This window comes from Clostridium sp. LS3 (assembly GCF_055330225.1).
The window spans coordinates 2035844-2052259 of sequence record NZ_CM143921.1 but is presented as its reverse complement, the minus strand read 5'-3'; the positions used below and the strand labels follow the sequence as shown (position 1 = coordinate 2052259).

The 16416-nt window shown below is 25.9% G+C and carries 19 protein-coding genes; 17 read left to right on the top strand and 2 right to left on the bottom strand.

The window, feature by feature from the left end:
- Positions 1-5 precede the first annotated feature (5 nt).
- The 3 genes from ACZJV1_RS09520 (at position 6) to ACZJV1_RS09510 (ending at position 2677) form a co-directional block, all read left to right on the top strand.
- Positions 6-1187, top strand: coding sequence for a hypothetical protein (locus ACZJV1_RS09520; RefSeq protein ID WP_463649962.1), 1182 nt, complete (start codon positions 6-8; stop codon positions 1185-1187).
- A 336-nt stretch (positions 1188-1523) separates the two neighbouring features.
- Positions 1524-1940, top strand: a complete 417-nt coding sequence (locus tag ACZJV1_RS09515) for a hypothetical protein (RefSeq protein ID WP_463649961.1) — start codon at positions 1524-1526, stop codon at positions 1938-1940.
- Positions 1941-2035: 95 nt separating this feature from the next.
- On the top strand, positions 2036-2677 hold the full coding sequence (locus tag ACZJV1_RS09510; protein WP_463649960.1) for a hypothetical protein: 642 nt from the start codon (positions 2036-2038) through the stop codon (positions 2675-2677).
- A 191-nt stretch (positions 2678-2868) separates the two neighbouring features.
- Here the strand turns inward: ACZJV1_RS09510 and ACZJV1_RS09505 are convergent, their stop codons facing one another.
- Complete coding sequence (locus ACZJV1_RS09505; protein WP_463649959.1) at positions 2869-3876, bottom strand: alpha/beta fold hydrolase; 1008 nt, start codon at positions 3874-3876, stop codon at positions 2869-2871.
- A gap of 168 nt (positions 3877-4044) precedes the next feature.
- Between ACZJV1_RS09505 and ACZJV1_RS09500 the strand changes: the two genes are divergently transcribed.
- The 6 genes from ACZJV1_RS09500 to ACZJV1_RS09475 all read left to right on the top strand — a co-directional run bounded on the left by ACZJV1_RS09500 (position 4045) and on the right by ACZJV1_RS09475 (position 7860).
- Positions 4045-4755, top strand: coding sequence for a response regulator transcription factor (locus ACZJV1_RS09500; protein ID WP_463649958.1), 711 nt, complete (start codon positions 4045-4047; stop codon positions 4753-4755).
- Between the two features lie 5 nt (positions 4756-4760).
- Positions 4761-6140, top strand: a complete 1380-nt coding sequence (locus ACZJV1_RS09495; RefSeq protein ID WP_463649957.1) for a sensor histidine kinase — start codon at positions 4761-4763, stop codon at positions 6138-6140.
- 112 nt (positions 6141-6252) lie between these two features.
- A complete protein-coding gene (locus tag ACZJV1_RS09490) occupies positions 6253-6834 on the top strand; it encodes a hypothetical protein (protein ID WP_460287100.1) in 582 nt (193 codons plus the stop codon).
- Positions 6835-6865: 31 nt separating this feature from the next.
- Positions 6866-7048: a hypothetical protein gene (locus tag ACZJV1_RS09485; RefSeq protein ID WP_411167732.1), complete on the top strand. Its 183-nt coding sequence runs from the start codon at positions 6866-6868 to the stop codon at positions 7046-7048.
- A gap of 14 nt (positions 7049-7062) precedes the next feature.
- Positions 7063-7584, top strand: coding sequence for a hypothetical protein (locus tag ACZJV1_RS09480; RefSeq protein ID WP_463649956.1), 522 nt, complete (start codon positions 7063-7065; stop codon positions 7582-7584).
- A gap of 78 nt (positions 7585-7662) precedes the next feature.
- Entirely contained in the window at positions 7663-7860 is a 198-nt protein-coding gene (locus ACZJV1_RS09475) for a hypothetical protein (protein WP_322379306.1), read from the top strand.
- 302 nt (positions 7861-8162) lie between these two features.
- On the opposite strand, the gene ACZJV1_RS09470 is transcribed toward ACZJV1_RS09475, so the two are convergent.
- Positions 8163-8552, bottom strand: coding sequence for a PadR family transcriptional regulator (locus ACZJV1_RS09470; RefSeq protein ID WP_411167730.1), 390 nt, complete (start codon positions 8550-8552; stop codon positions 8163-8165).
- Between the two features lie 159 nt (positions 8553-8711).
- Between ACZJV1_RS09470 and ACZJV1_RS09465 the strand changes: the two genes are divergently transcribed.
- From ACZJV1_RS09465 to ACZJV1_RS09430, 8 genes are all read left to right on the top strand, one after another.
- The gene (locus ACZJV1_RS09465) at positions 8712-8915 is read left to right on the top strand and encodes a ground-like protein (protein ID WP_460287095.1); all 204 of its coding nucleotides are present in this window, start codon (positions 8712-8714) and stop codon (positions 8913-8915) included.
- 163 nt (positions 8916-9078) lie between these two features.
- Positions 9079-9597: an ECF transporter S component gene (locus tag ACZJV1_RS09460; protein WP_463649955.1), complete on the top strand. Its 519-nt coding sequence runs from the start codon at positions 9079-9081 to the stop codon at positions 9595-9597.
- 16 nt (positions 9598-9613) lie between these two features.
- Entirely contained in the window at positions 9614-10450 is an 837-nt protein-coding gene (locus tag ACZJV1_RS09455; RefSeq protein ID WP_463649954.1) for a pyridoxamine kinase, read from the top strand.
- A 93-nt stretch (positions 10451-10543) separates the two neighbouring features.
- The gene (locus ACZJV1_RS09450) at positions 10544-11440 is read left to right on the top strand and encodes an HD domain-containing protein (protein ID WP_463649953.1); all 897 of its coding nucleotides are present in this window, start codon (positions 10544-10546) and stop codon (positions 11438-11440) included.
- 139 nt (positions 11441-11579) lie between these two features.
- Positions 11580-11912 carry a hypothetical protein gene (locus ACZJV1_RS09445; RefSeq protein WP_460287091.1) on the top strand — a complete coding sequence of 111 codons (333 nt, stop codon included), beginning with the start codon at positions 11580-11582 and terminating at the stop codon, positions 11910-11912.
- 76 nt (positions 11913-11988) lie between these two features.
- Positions 11989-12921 (top strand): hypothetical protein, encoded by a 933-nt coding sequence (locus ACZJV1_RS09440; protein ID WP_463649952.1) that lies wholly within the window; start codon positions 11989-11991, stop codon positions 12919-12921.
- Between the two features lie 113 nt (positions 12922-13034).
- Positions 13035-14543 (top strand): DUF1846 domain-containing protein, encoded by a 1509-nt coding sequence (locus ACZJV1_RS09435; RefSeq protein ID WP_463649951.1) that lies wholly within the window; start codon positions 13035-13037, stop codon positions 14541-14543.
- Between the two features lie 185 nt (positions 14544-14728).
- Positions 14729-16393, top strand: coding sequence for a ribonuclease J (locus tag ACZJV1_RS09430; RefSeq protein ID WP_411167722.1), 1665 nt, complete (start codon positions 14729-14731; stop codon positions 16391-16393).
- The last annotated feature ends 23 nt before the right edge of the window (positions 16394-16416 follow it).

Here is a 16416-nt window from a genome sequence, read left to right as displayed (position 1 = left end):
ATTTTATGAGAATTATACAAAATGAGTTGAAAAAGATATTCAACATTAAAAGTTTATTAGTTCTATGTGTTATTAGTTTTATTATATTTAAAATGTTTATTAGTTTTCATATAAAATATTTCCCCAATGGAAGACCTACAGGTGATATTTATGACATCGCAAAAAGGCTTGTAGAAGAAAAAGGGATTAATGCTTCAGAGGTTAAGCTTGATTATTTTTTAAATTTGAAAAAGGAATATGGGGATGAAGTAAACGATCATCTTAAGGCAAATCCAACAGCACAGGAACTTGGGGTAACAACTTATGAAGAATTTCAAGAAGCTAGTAGAATAGATAAGACCAAAAATGATGAGGATGAAAATGATAGAAAGATGGCTGAACTGCATAATAATATAATGTTTGATGAACAGGTTGACTGCTTTTGGAAATTACAAACAGTTGATCACTTTATTAATAGGTATAATTATAGTAATATAAGTCAGGATAGTAGTTCTCTTTCACAAAAACAAAAAGATAGAATTAATGTAATAAAGAGTAGGAGAGACTATAGAGATATATTACCTGAATTAGCATTTGAAAATTATAATGGATTTATTTTTAACAGTACAGCTTTAATAGTAATTTCTATAATATTTTTATTGGCACCAATTTTTATAAAGGATGAACATAGAAATTTAGAACAAATTCAATACACTACTAAAAGAGGAAGGAAATTATATAAAGATAAAATAGTAACTACACTAATAGCTTCAGTAATAATAGTAACAATTGAACTAGGTATATTATTTTTCTTATATTTAACAAGAGAAAATACAGTAGAGATGTTTTATAATGCAAGTATAAATTCATGGTATTGTATAGGGCTTTACTGGTTTGATTTAACATTTAAACAATATATAATTGCTACTATTGCGCTAGTTTATATATTCTCTTTAGCATTATCATTGATTATTGCATTTATTTCAAGAAAGTGTAGCAGATATATAACTTTAATTGGCATATGTCTTCTTTTAACAATTGCATTATTTAAATTAGTTACTTTAGAGTTCTTACTTTGGTTCGGAATTGGTTGGATTTATAAACCTAAATTTTTAATTCTAGGATTTTTAAGTTTTATGGCTATACTGGGAATTTCACTAGTATCCATAAGAAATAAAAATGAGAAAAAAAGAAGTATTCTAAACTAATAGGATATTATAAGATAATAAATAAAGTGCTCATAGCAATTAATAGATCTATTTACTATGAGCAATATTTCTTTTTTCCATCTCTAATCTTTTAAAATGGAGGTTTATAAATGCCTCATTGACTAGTTTCATAAACTCTATGAAATTTGCAAAAAGTCAATATAACATGTACTTCTAATTATGAGAATGGTATAATTTAATACAGAAGTAAATTAAAGGTTAGTTTTCATGATTTATGAATTTAGTACACTACTAATCAAATCACGGAAGATAAAAAGTTTTCAGTATTATTTCCTAGATTAAAAGAAATAAATTATTATTGAGAGGTCAAATCAGATGAAGAAGTTTAGTAATAGTATAAGTAAGTGTTTTAATTGTATACGCTGGAAGGGGATAGGTATTATAGCCGTAGTATTAAAACCTACTATAAAATATTTAGAGTCTAAAGGTACGCAAGGTTATCCTATATTGGGCATTGTAGGTAATATCTTATTAGCAATACCTAGTATAATATTTTTTATAGTAGCATGCTTGTGTTTAAAATGGGACCTATTCATAGATATACATAGTCATAAAAGAAAGAATAGAAATAAATCAGAGTTTGTAGATGATTCTAAATTTATCAATAATGTTTTACCAGATTTGATAGGATTTATGTTATTTATGGAACTTCTAGATAGAGAGAAAATAGAAAATATAATTAAAGAAAAAGAGGATAAATCTATCTACAACTTTGGGATGGATACCTTTTAAAACAATGTTATTAGAAAATAGGAAATGATAATGAAAGCTTTATTACAAACATTTAGATGTAAAATGATTTAAAATATATTTTATGGAGGCAAATTATGAGAAAAATCTACGTTTTATTTATAGCTTTAATTGTAAGTATAGGCCTTATTTCATGTAGTGATAAAACAAATAACGAGGTCCCAAAGGAAAGTGATACTAAGGTCAGCGATGTAAAAAAAGAATCTACAAATGAAAAGTCTTTAGATGGATTAAAGTACACAGTATTAAAAGTTTCTAAAGAAGCACCTATAGGTGATATGAATGCAGATATGTCATATAATGAAAAGGGAGAATATTTTCAAACAGGATTAACTGCTAAAAAAGTAGCTGATTATGATTATGTTGTTATTGACTTAAAAGTTGAAAATACTACTGATAAAGCTGTAAAGTTATTTCAAACTGGATGGTATGCAACAGCAGCAGATGGTTATGAATTTAAAGACATAATAGTTACAGATAAACTAAACAATGAGCAGGTGCCATCTAAATATTCTTTTGAGGCAAAAGTTAAGATTCCAGTAGAAAAGAGCTTGAATTTAGATAAAATAAATTTAAAATATAATCTTAAAGATTACAGTGATTTAGGAGCTGCAATGGAAGATGCTACAAAAGGTATGTCTAAAAGTGATATACAAAAAAAATATCCACATCTTTATAAAGACAATTTTATAGAGTTTGGTACTTTGGAAATTAAATAATATTTATATAAAACACTTACTCAGGTAGGTGTTTTTAATTTTTATTAAAAATAATTTTTAGCAATTCAATGTTAAAAAGTAGATTTTTTTTATACTGTCCTTACATTTAGTTTATAAGATGACATATATAAGTTTGCGTTGACTTGGGTGGGGCGATAGAATAAGTAAACTTACATATGTCCACTTTTTTATTAGTTATCTATACTTTTTAAAAAATCTTTACTTTTCTTTGCAATATTTTCAGGAGAATATAAATATATAGAATGTTTAGCTTCATAAGTAATTAATTCTCCTTTTTCAAATTTAGATATATAATCATTGTAATATTTAAATCTTCCTTCTATAAAATCCTTCTTTTCTAATCTCTCTTCTTCTGTTAAAGGAGTAGCAAGAAAAATGCAAATAGGCGTTTTGCTAGGTAAATCTAGACTATTGGATTTATTTGAGTTATCTATTAATAAAGCAAATTCATTAATTATATCATTAGAAGATAAATTTTTATATGTTAGAGCTTTATATATTTCTTTATCATCTTCTGAAATAAGATTTGAATTTAAAACGCTCTCATCAAGACTAAGAGAAGGTAAAAACCTATGAACTCCAAGTTTAGCAAAAAGAGATTGGACTTTCATCATAGATAAGTTTGATTTCATTCTTTCACTTTCCATTAAATACCCTTCTGGGAATCCAATATCAAGTCCAATTATAGCCTTAACTTCACTTGGGTATTTTTGTGCCCAATATATTGCTTCTAATCCAGATATAGAATGAGGAAATAAAACATATGGAGGTTTTTCACCAGCTAAGGTTAAAGATTTTCTTGTTTCATCTAAAATAGTATCAATATCTCGAGGACTATTTGAACTTTCGCTAAAGCCATAACCCGATCTATCTACAATAGCTATTCTATAATCTCTAGACATTTCTTTATATAAGGGCTTTAAGTCTATTGCTGGGGCAACGTTACCTAATCCAGACATAAATACACAGGTTAAATCACCTACGCCTTCAGAGTATACATGGATATTTTTATTATTTACTTCTACAAGTTTGCCAGGAGGGTTTAAAATCTTAGATTCTTTCTTTAATTGTATTTTATTATTTATAACAGATACAGAAATAAAAATTATAAAAAGAGCTATAGTAGCAATTATGCTAAACTTAGTAAATTTTAATATCTTTTTTAATATTTTTTTCATTTACTTCACCATCCCAAATATATTAATTTAAATTTTTAATTTAGTCTATCAATAGAATGTTAAGATAAGCTATATACTACCTTAAGGCAATCTTAAATTTCATATAAGCTTAAGTTGTATAAAATTAATATGATATAATGAGAAATATTAAAAAGGGAGATAAGAATTATGTATTCAATTAAGAAAAAAAAGATATTAATTGTAGATGATGAGCCTCAATTGTTAGAAATGCTAGAAACCATATTTAAAAAAGATGGTTTTAATGATATATATACAGCTAAATCCTGTGAAGAAGCAATGAATAAATTAATTAATAATAATCCTGATATTGCAATTCTTGATGTTATCTTGCCAGATGGAGATGGATTTTCACTTTTTAATGAATTTAAGAAGTACTGTGAAATACCAGTATTATTCCTTACTGCAAGAGGAGAAGCAGAGGACAAGCTTTTAGGCTTAGGACTTGGAGCTGATGATTATATAGTAAAGCCATTTTTACCAAGAGAACTTACTTTAAGGTTAAATGCAATATTAAAAAGAACATATTCTAAGAATTTAAAAGAAGAATTGCCAATTATATATCTTAATTCATCAACAATTGATTTAGGAAAAGCTGAAGTAGTAAAAGATAATGAAAAGTTTTATTTAACTGCTAAGGAGCACGCTATTTTAACTGTTTTATATGAAAATACAAATAAAATAGTAACTAGTAATGTGCTTTGTGAAAAGGCTTGGGAAGATGATTCATATGGCTATGAAAATACACTGATGGTACATATAAGACATATTCGTAAAAAGATAGAAGAAAATCCTTCTAAACCTAAAGCTCTTATTACCGTTAAAGGCCTTGGATACAGCTTAATAATAAATAACAGGTGATTATTATGAAAAATAGTTCATTAAAGTTTATTTTAAGATATATAGCTACAATTGTTTTAGTTGTCTCAATAGTAATTGCATTAAATTATGGTAGTATTATTTATTTTACTCGTTATAGTTCATATATAAAAGAGCCCACTAAATTAGTAGAAGATATTGCAAAGGAATTAAGTGAGAACAAAAATGAGTTATCTGATAAAACTTCAGAAATAATAAAAAACAATGATATGTGGGTACAACTTATAAGTGCAAGTGGTGAAGTTATTTATAGCAATAATAAACCAAAAGATATAGGAAATTATTATTCGATAAAAGATATTGCAGTACTATCTAAGAGCTATCTAAATGATTATCCAGTTTTTTTGTGGGAAAGTGATGAGAATTTAGTTATACTAGGATATCCTAAAAATTCTATAGAAAAATATAATTTTTTTATACCATCAAATTTTAAAGACTCTAAATTAACTAGTTTTTTATATATAATTTTACTTAATATAGGGGTTACTGTTATCTTATCTATAGTTTTAGTTAAGGTATTAAATAAGCCACTAACTAAATTAATAAAAGCAGTATTTTCATTAAAGGAAGAAAAAGAAGTATTATTAAATGAAAAAGGAATGTATAAGGATTTAGCAAAAAGTATAAATGAAACATCAAAAATAATCATGGATAAAAATAATAAAATAAAACTTCGAAATAATGCTATTGAAAGCTGGATTGCATCAATTTCACATGATGTTAGAACACCTTTATCTATGATTTTAGGCTATTCAGTAATGATTGAAGAAGACAATGAGCTGTCTAAAGAAACAAGGGAACAAGCAAAAATCATAACTGAAAACTCTATAAGAATAAAAGAACTTGTTACAAACTTAAATCTTGCAACATCATTACAATACAATATGCAGCCATTAAAGATAGAGGAATTAAGAGTAGGCAATTTAGTAAGAGAAGCAATAGCTAATTGTATAAATAGTAATGTTATTAAAAGTTCTAGTATTGATATATTTATAGAAGATGAAGGTGCTACTATTCTTGCAGATAAAGATTTGATTTTAAGAGCCATAATAAATTTAATAATAAATAGTGTAAAGCATAATAAAGAAGGCTGTAATATAACAGTTACTGTTCCAAAGGTAGATAAAGATCATTATGTTACTATAATAATTTCAGATAATGGATGTGGTATCTCAGAGGAAAAAATCAATAAGATAAATAATGAAAATACTTTATATAATAAAGAAAAGAAGAATCATGGATTAGGATTAATTATTGTTAAAAGCATATTAGAGGCTCATAATGGAAGCTTTTTAATTGAAAATGGAAAGGAAAACGGAGCAGTTGTGACATTGAAGATTCCTCAAAAAAGAGATACCTATGCTTAAAAGTTAGTATTTTCAATACGTTAGACATAAAATTAATATTATCTTAATTAGGTTTACCATTATAGAGATAAATGTTAAAATACACATATATAAATTGAAATAAGGTGATAAAATGTTAGATTTTGATTTAATGAATGTATTTAATGGGTTTATAAAAAATTATATAAATTTTAATTTAAAAAAGGATAGTATTAAGTTTTATATAGTCAAGCAAGAAACGAGATATTTTATAATGTTAGGGCAATTATTAGGTTATTCAGTTATTTATAAGGGACTAAATGAAAATGACAAAATAGCTTCTAATAAAATTGAACTTTCATGGAAAGATAATGATTTTAATAAGATGGCATCTGGAGTAACTAAGTTACAGTTATTTAGAGAGAACGATTTAGAAAATGATTTATCTGCAATACAAAATTTATTAAATAAAGTAAAAGAAAATCCAAATTGTGTGTATATACAAATAATAGAAACATCTTCCAAGACAAGAATAGATTATCTTAATAATATAATTGCTACATCAACTACAGGCATAAAAAAAGATATTTTAGCAATTTATATAATTAGGGATATATTAAATGATACAAGTTATTACAATGCATATTTATTTGAAAAAGGGAAAATTACTAAAGATAAGGTAGGTATTTGTTATAGTGATGCAGTTGGAAATATGAAAGGTATCTTTAAAGTTTAATTTATAACAAGTCTTTATAAGGAGATAAGCTATGGAAATACAAAAGGGAAAAATAATAGAGGTATGGAATGATAATCATAATAAGGTATTAAAATATAGGCAAGTAATAAGAAATAATACTTTGAATGAAGTTGCAGAAATAGAAACTAAAAGTCTGAATTCCTTAATGAGTAAAGTAAGACAGCAGCTTAATGAATGGGATAAAATAACTTAATTAGTGAGGGAAATATGGGAATCAAAGCAATAAAAAAGAACGAATTTAACATGGTTATAAAGTTAAAATTTCAAAATATTTTAGAGGGTTTTGATAATTATAAATATGTTGAGCTTTATCCTAGGAAGAATAAAAGCCAAATCAATATAGAAAATGATTTTATTAATACATTAGAAGATTTTTTTCATTTAAATTCTGATAAAGATAAATTAATAATTGATTTTTATAAAAGCAAGTTAAATTCAGATAGTATTAAATATATAGAATCTTATCTTAATTATGATGAAAAGGAGCTATTTCATAATATCTTAAAGGAAGGTAGTGAAGAAGATATATTTTTTGAAATAACTGATAAGAGATATATAAAATTATTAACGAAGCTTTGTATTAAGGAATTGTTTTTTATAACTTTCTACTTTACTAAAGGACCAATAACATTATGGGGAAATTATAATTTAAAATTCCCTTTATTTTATTGTAATGAATATTCAATACAAGAATACTTAAAAATCGCAAGAGATAATGACTTACTATAATTAATTAAAATATTCATTCATAAAAAATGCTTATATATCATAATAATTACTATTATATTATATAAGTGAGGAATCATAATGAATCTCTTAAGGGAATTAATAGAGAAAATTAACATTGAAGATTTTGAAGAGGAAAATACTAATGAGTTATTAGCAAACTGTATATATTGTAATAGTGATATTAATATTAAAGTTGCATATATAAATAAAGATAATTTAAATATATATTGTTGTAAGGAATGTTTTTTAAGGGATTTAAGCTCTAAATATTATTAAGGGTAAATAGATATTTACCCTTAATTTTTTTTGCTTTTTAGGAAATTATATTTCTAAATTTATTATTGATAACTATTTTAAGATATTTAGCTATTAAAGTTATCTCCTAAAGAGTAAAAAATATGAATATAGTGCTGGTGCAAGATTTTTCTCAGGCAAGCTTTGGGCACTGAGTAGTGTAACTTCCACTATTTGGACTCTTAGTTAAATGCATATGTCCACTTTTAATTATTAAAAGCCTTATATAATCACATTTTTAAAGCTTTAAACTTTTATAATTTCTAGGCATTAAAAAATGCTGATTATTTCATCAGCATTTCTATCATTATATCTAAAGTAGATTTAGTTTTATTTAAATTATCAATGTAGTCAGAAATATGATATTTGTAATATTCAATTCCACTATCTGTTATTGAATATATCTTTTTACTTCTTTTATTTAGAAATTCATCTCCTGTCCAATTACTTTTAACATATCCTTTTAACTCTAAATCATAGAGTGTTTCATATATGGTACTTGATGAAACTGGAAATGGCAACGAGGTTTCAGAAAATCTATTTCTAAACTCTTCAAGGACTCTATTACCAAATATAACATTTCCTTTTGATAACTCCTTTAATATATAAAAACTATAAAGCATTTTTGTATTTACTACATTTCTAGGTGCCACAAGTCTATTTCTTTTTTCCATAAAACAACCTCCTAATATGTATTTTATCATAAAAACTATTAAGTGTACATTTAAATAATATACTCGTAAATGATAATAAAAAATATAAAAAATATAACAGAACATAAGCAATATATAATGAATAGAATGTAATAAACCAAAGAGTAGGAGTTGATAAACATGTCAAGAAGATCTTGTTGTACTAGCTGTTGTAGGAGTAATTGTTGTAGTAGAAGAAATTGTTGCTGCGTTAGAAGAAATTGCTGCTGTGACGGATTTGGCGGTGGATTCGGTGGTGGATTCGGCGGTGGATTCGGCGGTGGATTTGGATGTGGCGGCTGTTTCCCATTATTATGGATATTATTGCTAGGCGGCTGTTGGTAGTAAAATAATAATAAAAGGGTGCATTATGCATCCTTTTATTATTATTTGTAAATTGTAACGATACATTTGACTTATTGTGTTAATAAATTTACCATAAATATGAAAGATAAATTAATTCTATTAGGTTATTATAAAAAATAGTTTAAAGTTAGGAGATTTAAATATGAGATTTAATACAAAAAGATTAATAGTAATTTCTTTATTAGCTGCATTATGTTACGTAGGTACATTTATTAATATAAGGATACCTATAGGAACTAGCACATCAATGATTCACTTAGGAACTACAGCCATATTTATAGCTGCAGTGTTAGTTGGAAAAGATGCTGGATTAGCAGGGGGGATTGGATGTGCATTATTTGACTTGTTAAGTGATTTTGCTGTATGGACAATCCCAACATTTATAATAAAGGGTTTAACTGGATATGTAGCAGGTAAAATATCATTTTCAAAGAAAAGAAATGGTGAAAGTTTAAAATGTAATATAATTGCATTTATATCTGGTGGCATAATATCATTAGTGGGATACTTTTTAGCTAATTTATTTATTTTTGGAATGACATTAGGAAATGCAATAGCTTCTTTAGTTACATCAATAACAACAACGACTATAGCAATAATTATAGCAGTACCTTTAGCTACAGCCATAAAAAAAATTGTCTCAAAGACTAATATAATCTAAGATAGGAGGTTTTATTATGAATAAACCTATAAAGAGAGTAGCTGTTATTCATGATTTATGTGTTTTAGGTAAGGCAGCTTTAACTAATATAGTTCCTATTTTAAGTGTTTCAGGTTTAGAAGTATGTCCAATACCAACATTAACTCTTTCTACTCACACTGGTGGGTTTGGAGCACCTGCAATACAAAATATGAATAACTTTTTTTATGAATTAATAAATCATTATAAAAGTTTAGATATAAAATTTAATGGAATATTCATTGGTTATTTAGGAAATGAAGATAACCTACATAATAGTATTAATTTTATAAAGAACTTTGGATATAAAAATGATATTCCGATTTTATTTGATCCAATTTGTGGAGATGATGGCAAATTGTATTCTAATTTTGACAATAGTTATGTAGATAATATAAGAACTTTTATTAAATTTGCTAATATTATAACACCAAATTATACTGAAGCATGTTTATTATCAAGAAATCAATACAGAAATAAAGTAAGTGATAATGATATTTATAAAATTTGTATTGAACTAGCGTCATTAGGTGCAAAAACTATAATAATTACCAGTGTTCCAGTTAATGAAGATAAATTAGGAGTTGCTGTTTATGACTCAGAAAAAAATAAATTTAAATTAATAGTTCATAATAAAGAAACATATAGCTATCCAGGTACAGGTGATATTTTTTCATCCGTTTTGTTTTCTAATATTGTTAATAAAAAAGATATTTTTGAATCAGTAAAATCTTCAATAAATTTTACAAGAAATTGCATAATTGAAAGTTCGAAATACGACTATCCTAGAAGGGAAGGAGTATTACTAGAAAAGTTTTTAAAAGATCTAATATAAGAGTTATATTTTTATTTAACTCTTATATTAGAATTTTTTTTTTATATAAGCTAATAATAATCTAGAAATAATAACATAAGTAAGGTGATACATATGAAAAAATTATATTTAAAAGATATAAAACAAAATCAAACTGTTGAAAGTACTTTTATGATTATAAAAATACTTTCATATGATTTAGAGAATTTAATTGCAGTAATTGGAGATAGCTCTGGAGAAGTAAAAGCATATATAAAAAATATAGGCACTGAACTTAAAGTAGGCGATGTTATTTTAATAAAAGGTAAATTAACTTCAAAGTTTAAGGTTAATTTTATTAAAAAAATTTCAGACATAGATATATCTGATTATTTACCTTCAGTAAAACGTCCAATAAATGAAATAATGAAAGAATTAAATGGGATAAGTGAAAAAGAATTTAAAAGTTTAGAAGCAAAAGCTATAAATGAATATTTTTTCAATAATGAAGACTTTTTAAATAAGTTCACTAGAGCAATTGGAGGAGTTTTTAATCATCATAATTATATTGGAGGGTTAGCAGAACATACTTTAGCTGTAACTTCTCTTGCAAGAGATTTTGCTTATAAATACAATTGTAAAAATAAAGAAATAGCTATATTAGGTGCAAAACTTCATGATATAGGAAAAATAAGAGAAATGAATTATGATGGACCATTTTCATATACTTTAGAAGGAGAACTTCAAGGTCATATAGTTATTGGATTAAATATGCTAGATGATGCCTTTAATAGCAATAAAGAAATTTATTCAGAAAATTTTATAAATAGATTAAAAGCTATAGTAGTTCAACATCATGGTAAAGCAGAATTTGGTTCACCTAAAGAACCTAACACATTAGAGTCTTATATAGTACATTATGCAGATTATGTAGATGCTACATTAAATAAAATAAGCATAATATCAGAAGGATTAGAATCAGGTGAATGGACTGAGTTCGATAGAAGAATTAATGGGAAAATATACATTTAAGAATACTTATAATATAAGAAAATTTCACTTGAATTTTGAGAATCATAGTTTAGTTTATATTATGTTTATCAAATAAAATACAATATAAAGATTATATAATCAGTACTTTCATATGGTACAATATAATAGAGGTGAAATTATGCTAGAAAATAGATGTTTTTGTGAAAAATGTAATAAGATTCAACCAATTGAAGTGAATAGTTATATGGAAACTAAGGATTTTAATATAGGAAAAATAACTTATGAAAAATTATATGGAAATTGTTCAGTTTGTGGAAGTGAAGTTTATTCATCAGATTTATCTAAAAAGAATAAAGATAAATTGAATAAAAAAATAAAGGAATTAGAAGATGAAGTAACAATATTGAAGATACTAGAATCTAACAAAAATGGAGAGTTAAAATTAAAAAAAGGTGATAAAGAACTCCTTAATGAAATAGAAAATATTTTATCAAATAAAAATAAAAAGTAATTTCTTAAGTTATTAAAAATAGTTTAGTCTAATATAATATGGTGTAAAAGTATATAATTGCTTTAGGAGGACGCTAATGTTAGACTTACTAGTATATTTAGATGAAGCACTAATAAAAAATTTGAATTCACTAACATTAAATGGATATATTGATATAAGAACTTTTAGGAGAATTAAAGATAGAACATTTGGAGGAAATGTTAGAATAGGTGATAGAGAGTCCAATGGTTCAGAGTTTAGGTATCAAAAAGATAAAATATTAGGATATAAAAGTAAACATAAAACTTGTGAAGATAATTATGAAAATGCAAGAGATCGAAGCCTAGGATTTGAAGGAAGAGATTTTGATAGAAGTGAGCAAGAAGTAAAGAAGATAAGTACTGTATTTACACTGCATAATGATTTATTGAATAAAATGCATAAGAGTAAAGATGTGAAAAAATTTGGATCCAGGTCCATAGTAAATGGTGAAATTAAAGAGGGAGATTATATACAAATAAATGGGTGTGTTCAAGAAACTTCCATGCCAATATATATAGATACTTTACTTGATAGTATTAACTGTTATGGAGTAGATTTTTTAAATACTTTTTTAGAAAAAAAAGAATTAAAAAATTTAAATTTCGGTATAATTTGTAAACTTTTAGAAGGGCTAAGAAAATCTATAACAGCAAATGGAGCTCATGATTTGTTAATTCAAAATGATAGTGCATCTTTAATACTTACAATAAATGAAAATAACTTTTTAAGTAATCACTCCCATATGTTTGATTTAGTGCATTGTTCTTGTAAAGTATTTGGGAAGGTCATGATGATAAAGGAAGATAATGATAAATGTATAAGTTTATTAAGAAAATCAGCGCAAGAAGAGTACTATCAACAAATAATAGATTCTATTGATCCATATTTAGAAGTATTAAAAGAAAATAATATAATTCTTCCTAAAAAACCTGAATGTAATATAAAAGGAAAAATAATAATGATATTACCTATAAGCATATGCATATGAATAAAAATATGCATATGTTTTTTATATAATTTAATATAGAAAGAAAAAAATTTTTGATGTATAATTAATACTTAATGAAAAACATAAAGAAAATAAAGAAAAGAGGCAATAGGATGAAAGTAGGATTTGACCATAAGAAATATTTAGAAGAACAATCTAAGTATATTTTAGAAAGAGTAAATAACTATGATAAACTATACTTAGAATTCGGTGGAAAACTTATGTTCGATTTACATGCAAAAAGAGTTTTACCTGGATTTGATGAGAATGCTAAGATAAAGCTTCTTCAAAAGTTAAAAGAAAAGGTTGAAGTAGTAATTTGTGTTTATGCAGGAGATATAGAGAGAAACAAAATAAGAGGAGACTTTGGTATTACATATGATTTAGAAGTTCTAAGATTAATAGATGACTTAAGAACTTATGAGTTAGATGTAAATAGTGTTGTTATAACAAGATATGATGGACAACCGGCTACAACTGTTTTTATAAATAAATTAGAACGTAGAGGAATAAAAGTATATAAGCATGAAGCTACCAAAGGTTATCCAACAGATGTTGACACTATAGTAAGTGATGAAGGATATGGAAAAAATCCGTACATAGAAACTACTAAGCCTATAGTAGTTGTTACTGCGCCAGGACCAGGAAGTGGGAAGCTTGCAACATGTTTAAGTCAATTATATCATGAACATAAAAGAGGAAATGTTGCAGGATATTCTAAATTTGAAACATTCCCTGTTTGGAACGTTCCACTAAAGCACCCACTAAATATAGCTTATGAAGCTGCAACTGTAGATTTAAAAGATGTAAATATGATAGATTCATTTCATTTTGATGCCTATAATAAAGTAGCTGTAAATTATAACAGGGATATAGAGAGCTTCCCTGTACTTAAAAGAATAATTGAAAAAATTACTGGAGAAGAATCAATTTATAAATCACCTACTGATATGGGAGTAAATAGAGTAGGTTATGGAATAGTAGATGATGAAGTTGTTAAAGAAGCATCAAGACAAGAAATAATAAGAAGATATTTTAAAACTGTTTGTGAATATAAAAAAGGTTATGTAGATAAAGAAACTTCTGATAGATCAAAATTAATAATGGAAGAACTAAATTTAAAGGAAACTGATAGAAGTGTAGTAATACCAGCTAGAGAATATTTATTAAAACAAAGAAGTTTAAAAAAGAAAAGTGAAGGATATTCATCAGTTGCTTTAGAATTAGAAGATGGAAAAATTGTTACAGGAAAAAGTTCAGATGTAATGGATGCTTCTGCAGCAGTTATTTTAAATTCTATTAAATATCTTGCAAATATATCAGATGATATGCATTTATTATCTCCTGTTATATTAGAACCTATTAAAAATCTAAAATTAAAAACTTTAGGAATAAAAAATACAGTTTTAAATTGCGAGGAAATATTAATAGCTTTAAGTATATGTGCAGCAACTAATCCAACAGCTCAAGTTGCACTTGAAAAATTAACTATGCTAAAAGGATGTCAAGCACACTCGACAACAATAATACCTACGAATGATGAACAAACATTTAGAAGACTTGGAATAGATATAACTTGTGATCCTGAATATCAAAGTGAAAATCTATATTATAATAATTAATACTAATTTAAACTATCTTTAGATTATTCTAAAGATAGTTTTTTTACTCTATAGGAAATTATATTTTTGAAATCTGTAGATAAATTATTTATAGCATATAAGTTATTAAAATTTAATCTTATACTATAATTTAAAATTAATATTTTGGAAATACTATTCTTAATTAGAATAGGAGGTTTTTTAAAATGAGTGAAGATTTATCTGTTAAGATTATTCCTTTAGGTGGAGTTGGAGAAATAGGAAAAAATATTACAGTAATTGAGGTTGAAGATGAAATAATAGTAGTAGACTGTGGTATTGGTTTTCCAGATGAAGAAATGTACGGAGTTGATTTAATCATACCTGATATAAGTTATTTAATGCAAAATAAAGAAAAGGTTAAGGGTATTTTTATTACTCATGGACATGAGGATCATATTGGCGCTATTCCATATATATTAAAGCAATTTAATATGCCTATATATGGAACAAAAATAGCACTTGCAATTATTAAAAATAAACTTATAGAGCATGACTTACTAGAAAAAAGTAACTTAATAAGTGTTGATCCAGGCCAAACAATTCATTTAGAAAAAGTAAGCGTTGAATTTATTCAAAGTACACACAGTATTGCTGAATCATGCTGTTTAGCAATAAGAACTCCAATTGGAGTAATATTTCACACTGGTGACTTTAAAATCGATTTAACTCCTATAGATAATAAAGTTATAGATATTGATAGAATTTCTACTATAGGAAAAGAAGGTGTTATCCTATTATTGGCTGATAGTACTAATGTAGAAAGATCTGGACATACGATGTCAGAAAAATCAATAGGTAATACATTTAAAAGAATTTTTACAGGAGCAAAGGGAAGGATAATTGTAGCAACATTTGCATCTAATATTCATAGAATGCAACAAATTATAAATGCTTCTTTGGATAATAACAGAAGAGTTGCATTTTCAGGAAGAAGTATGGAAAGTATTTCAAAGCTTGCAGTGGAACTTGGATATCTTCATATTCCAGAGGATATGTTGATAGAAATTGATGATATAAAGAATTATTCTAATGAAAATATAACTATTATTACTACAGGAAGCCAAGGGGAGCCTATGGCAGCTTTAGCGCGAATAGCTTTTGAAAATCATAGAAAAATAAAGATAGAGAAAGATGATTTATTTATTATTTCTGCTGCCCCAATACCTGGTAATGATAAATTAATATCTAAGGTTATAAATCAGTTATTTAAAAAAGGAGCAAATGTCATATATGAAGATTTAGAAGAGGTTCATGTTTCAGGTCATGCATATAGTGAAGAACTTAAACTTATGCATAGATTAGTAAAACCAAAATACTTTATGCCTGTTCATGGAGAGTATAGGCATTTAAAACACCATAAGGATTTAGCTTTAAGACTTGGAATGGACTCAAAAGATGTCTTTATAGTTGAACGTGGAGAAGTGTTAGAGATAAATAATGATTGTGCTACGATATCAGGTAAAGTTGATAGCGGAGTTGTTTTAGTTGATGGCTTAGGTATTGGAGATGTAGGAACATTAGTTTTAAGAGACAGAAAACATTTAGCACAAGATGGATTAGTAAATATAGTTGTTACAATAGAAAGAGAAAGCTATAGTATAATTGCAGGGCCTGATATAATAACTAGAGGCTTTGTATATGTGAAAGAATCAGAAGAACTAATACATGAGTTAAAGGAAATAGCTACTGAAGAACTTCAAAATTGTTTAGATAAGAATATTTTAGAATGGTATTTAATAAAAACTAATGTCAAAAAGTCTTTAGAAAGATATATATATGATAAAACAAAAAGAAGACCAACAATAATACCAATAATTATGGAAATTTAGAAAAAATACGATATAATAGATAT

Excerpts from the sequence above, each read along its gene's own strand:
- ACZJV1_RS09445 (WP_460287091.1), top strand. The coding sequence starts at position 11,580 with ATGCTAGAAAATAGATGTTTTTGTGAAAAATGTAATAAGATTCAACCA.
- ACZJV1_RS09475 (WP_322379306.1), top strand. The coding sequence starts at position 7,663 with ATGAATCTCTTAAGGGAATTAATAGAGAAAATTAACATTGAAGATTTT.
- ACZJV1_RS09505 (WP_463649959.1), bottom strand. The coding sequence starts at position 3,876 with ATGAAAAAAATATTAAAAAAGATATTAAAATTTACTAAGTTTAGCATA.
- ACZJV1_RS09510 (WP_463649960.1), top strand. The coding sequence starts at position 2,036 with ATGAGAAAAATCTACGTTTTATTTATAGCTTTAATTGTAAGTATAGGC.
- ACZJV1_RS09435 (WP_463649951.1), top strand. The coding sequence starts at position 13,035 with ATGAAAGTAGGATTTGACCATAAGAAATATTTAGAAGAACAATCTAAG.
- ACZJV1_RS09430 (WP_411167722.1), top strand. The coding sequence starts at position 14,729 with ATGAGTGAAGATTTATCTGTTAAGATTATTCCTTTAGGTGGAGTTGGA.
- ACZJV1_RS09520 (WP_463649962.1), top strand. The coding sequence starts at position 6 with ATGAGAATTATACAAAATGAGTTGAAAAAGATATTCAACATTAAAAGT.
- ACZJV1_RS09515 (WP_463649961.1), top strand. The coding sequence starts at position 1,524 with ATGAAGAAGTTTAGTAATAGTATAAGTAAGTGTTTTAATTGTATACGC.
- ACZJV1_RS09500 (WP_463649958.1), top strand. The coding sequence starts at position 4,045 with ATGTATTCAATTAAGAAAAAAAAGATATTAATTGTAGATGATGAGCCT.
- ACZJV1_RS09485 (WP_411167732.1), top strand. The coding sequence starts at position 6,866 with ATGGAAATACAAAAGGGAAAAATAATAGAGGTATGGAATGATAATCAT.
- ACZJV1_RS09455 (WP_463649954.1), top strand. The coding sequence starts at position 9,614 with ATGAATAAACCTATAAAGAGAGTAGCTGTTATTCATGATTTATGTGTT.
- ACZJV1_RS09490 (WP_460287100.1), top strand. The coding sequence starts at position 6,253 with ATGTTAGATTTTGATTTAATGAATGTATTTAATGGGTTTATAAAAAAT.
- ACZJV1_RS09450 (WP_463649953.1), top strand. The coding sequence starts at position 10,544 with ATGAAAAAATTATATTTAAAAGATATAAAACAAAATCAAACTGTTGAA.
- ACZJV1_RS09480 (WP_463649956.1), top strand. The coding sequence starts at position 7,063 with ATGGGAATCAAAGCAATAAAAAAGAACGAATTTAACATGGTTATAAAG.
- ACZJV1_RS09465 (WP_460287095.1), top strand. The coding sequence starts at position 8,712 with ATGTCAAGAAGATCTTGTTGTACTAGCTGTTGTAGGAGTAATTGTTGT.
- ACZJV1_RS09495 (WP_463649957.1), top strand. The coding sequence starts at position 4,761 with ATGAAAAATAGTTCATTAAAGTTTATTTTAAGATATATAGCTACAATT.
- ACZJV1_RS09470 (WP_411167730.1), bottom strand. The coding sequence starts at position 8,552 with ATGGAAAAAAGAAATAGACTTGTGGCACCTAGAAATGTAGTAAATACA.
- ACZJV1_RS09440 (WP_463649952.1), top strand. The coding sequence starts at position 11,989 with ATGTTAGACTTACTAGTATATTTAGATGAAGCACTAATAAAAAATTTG.
- ACZJV1_RS09460 (WP_463649955.1), top strand. The coding sequence starts at position 9,079 with ATGAGATTTAATACAAAAAGATTAATAGTAATTTCTTTATTAGCTGCA.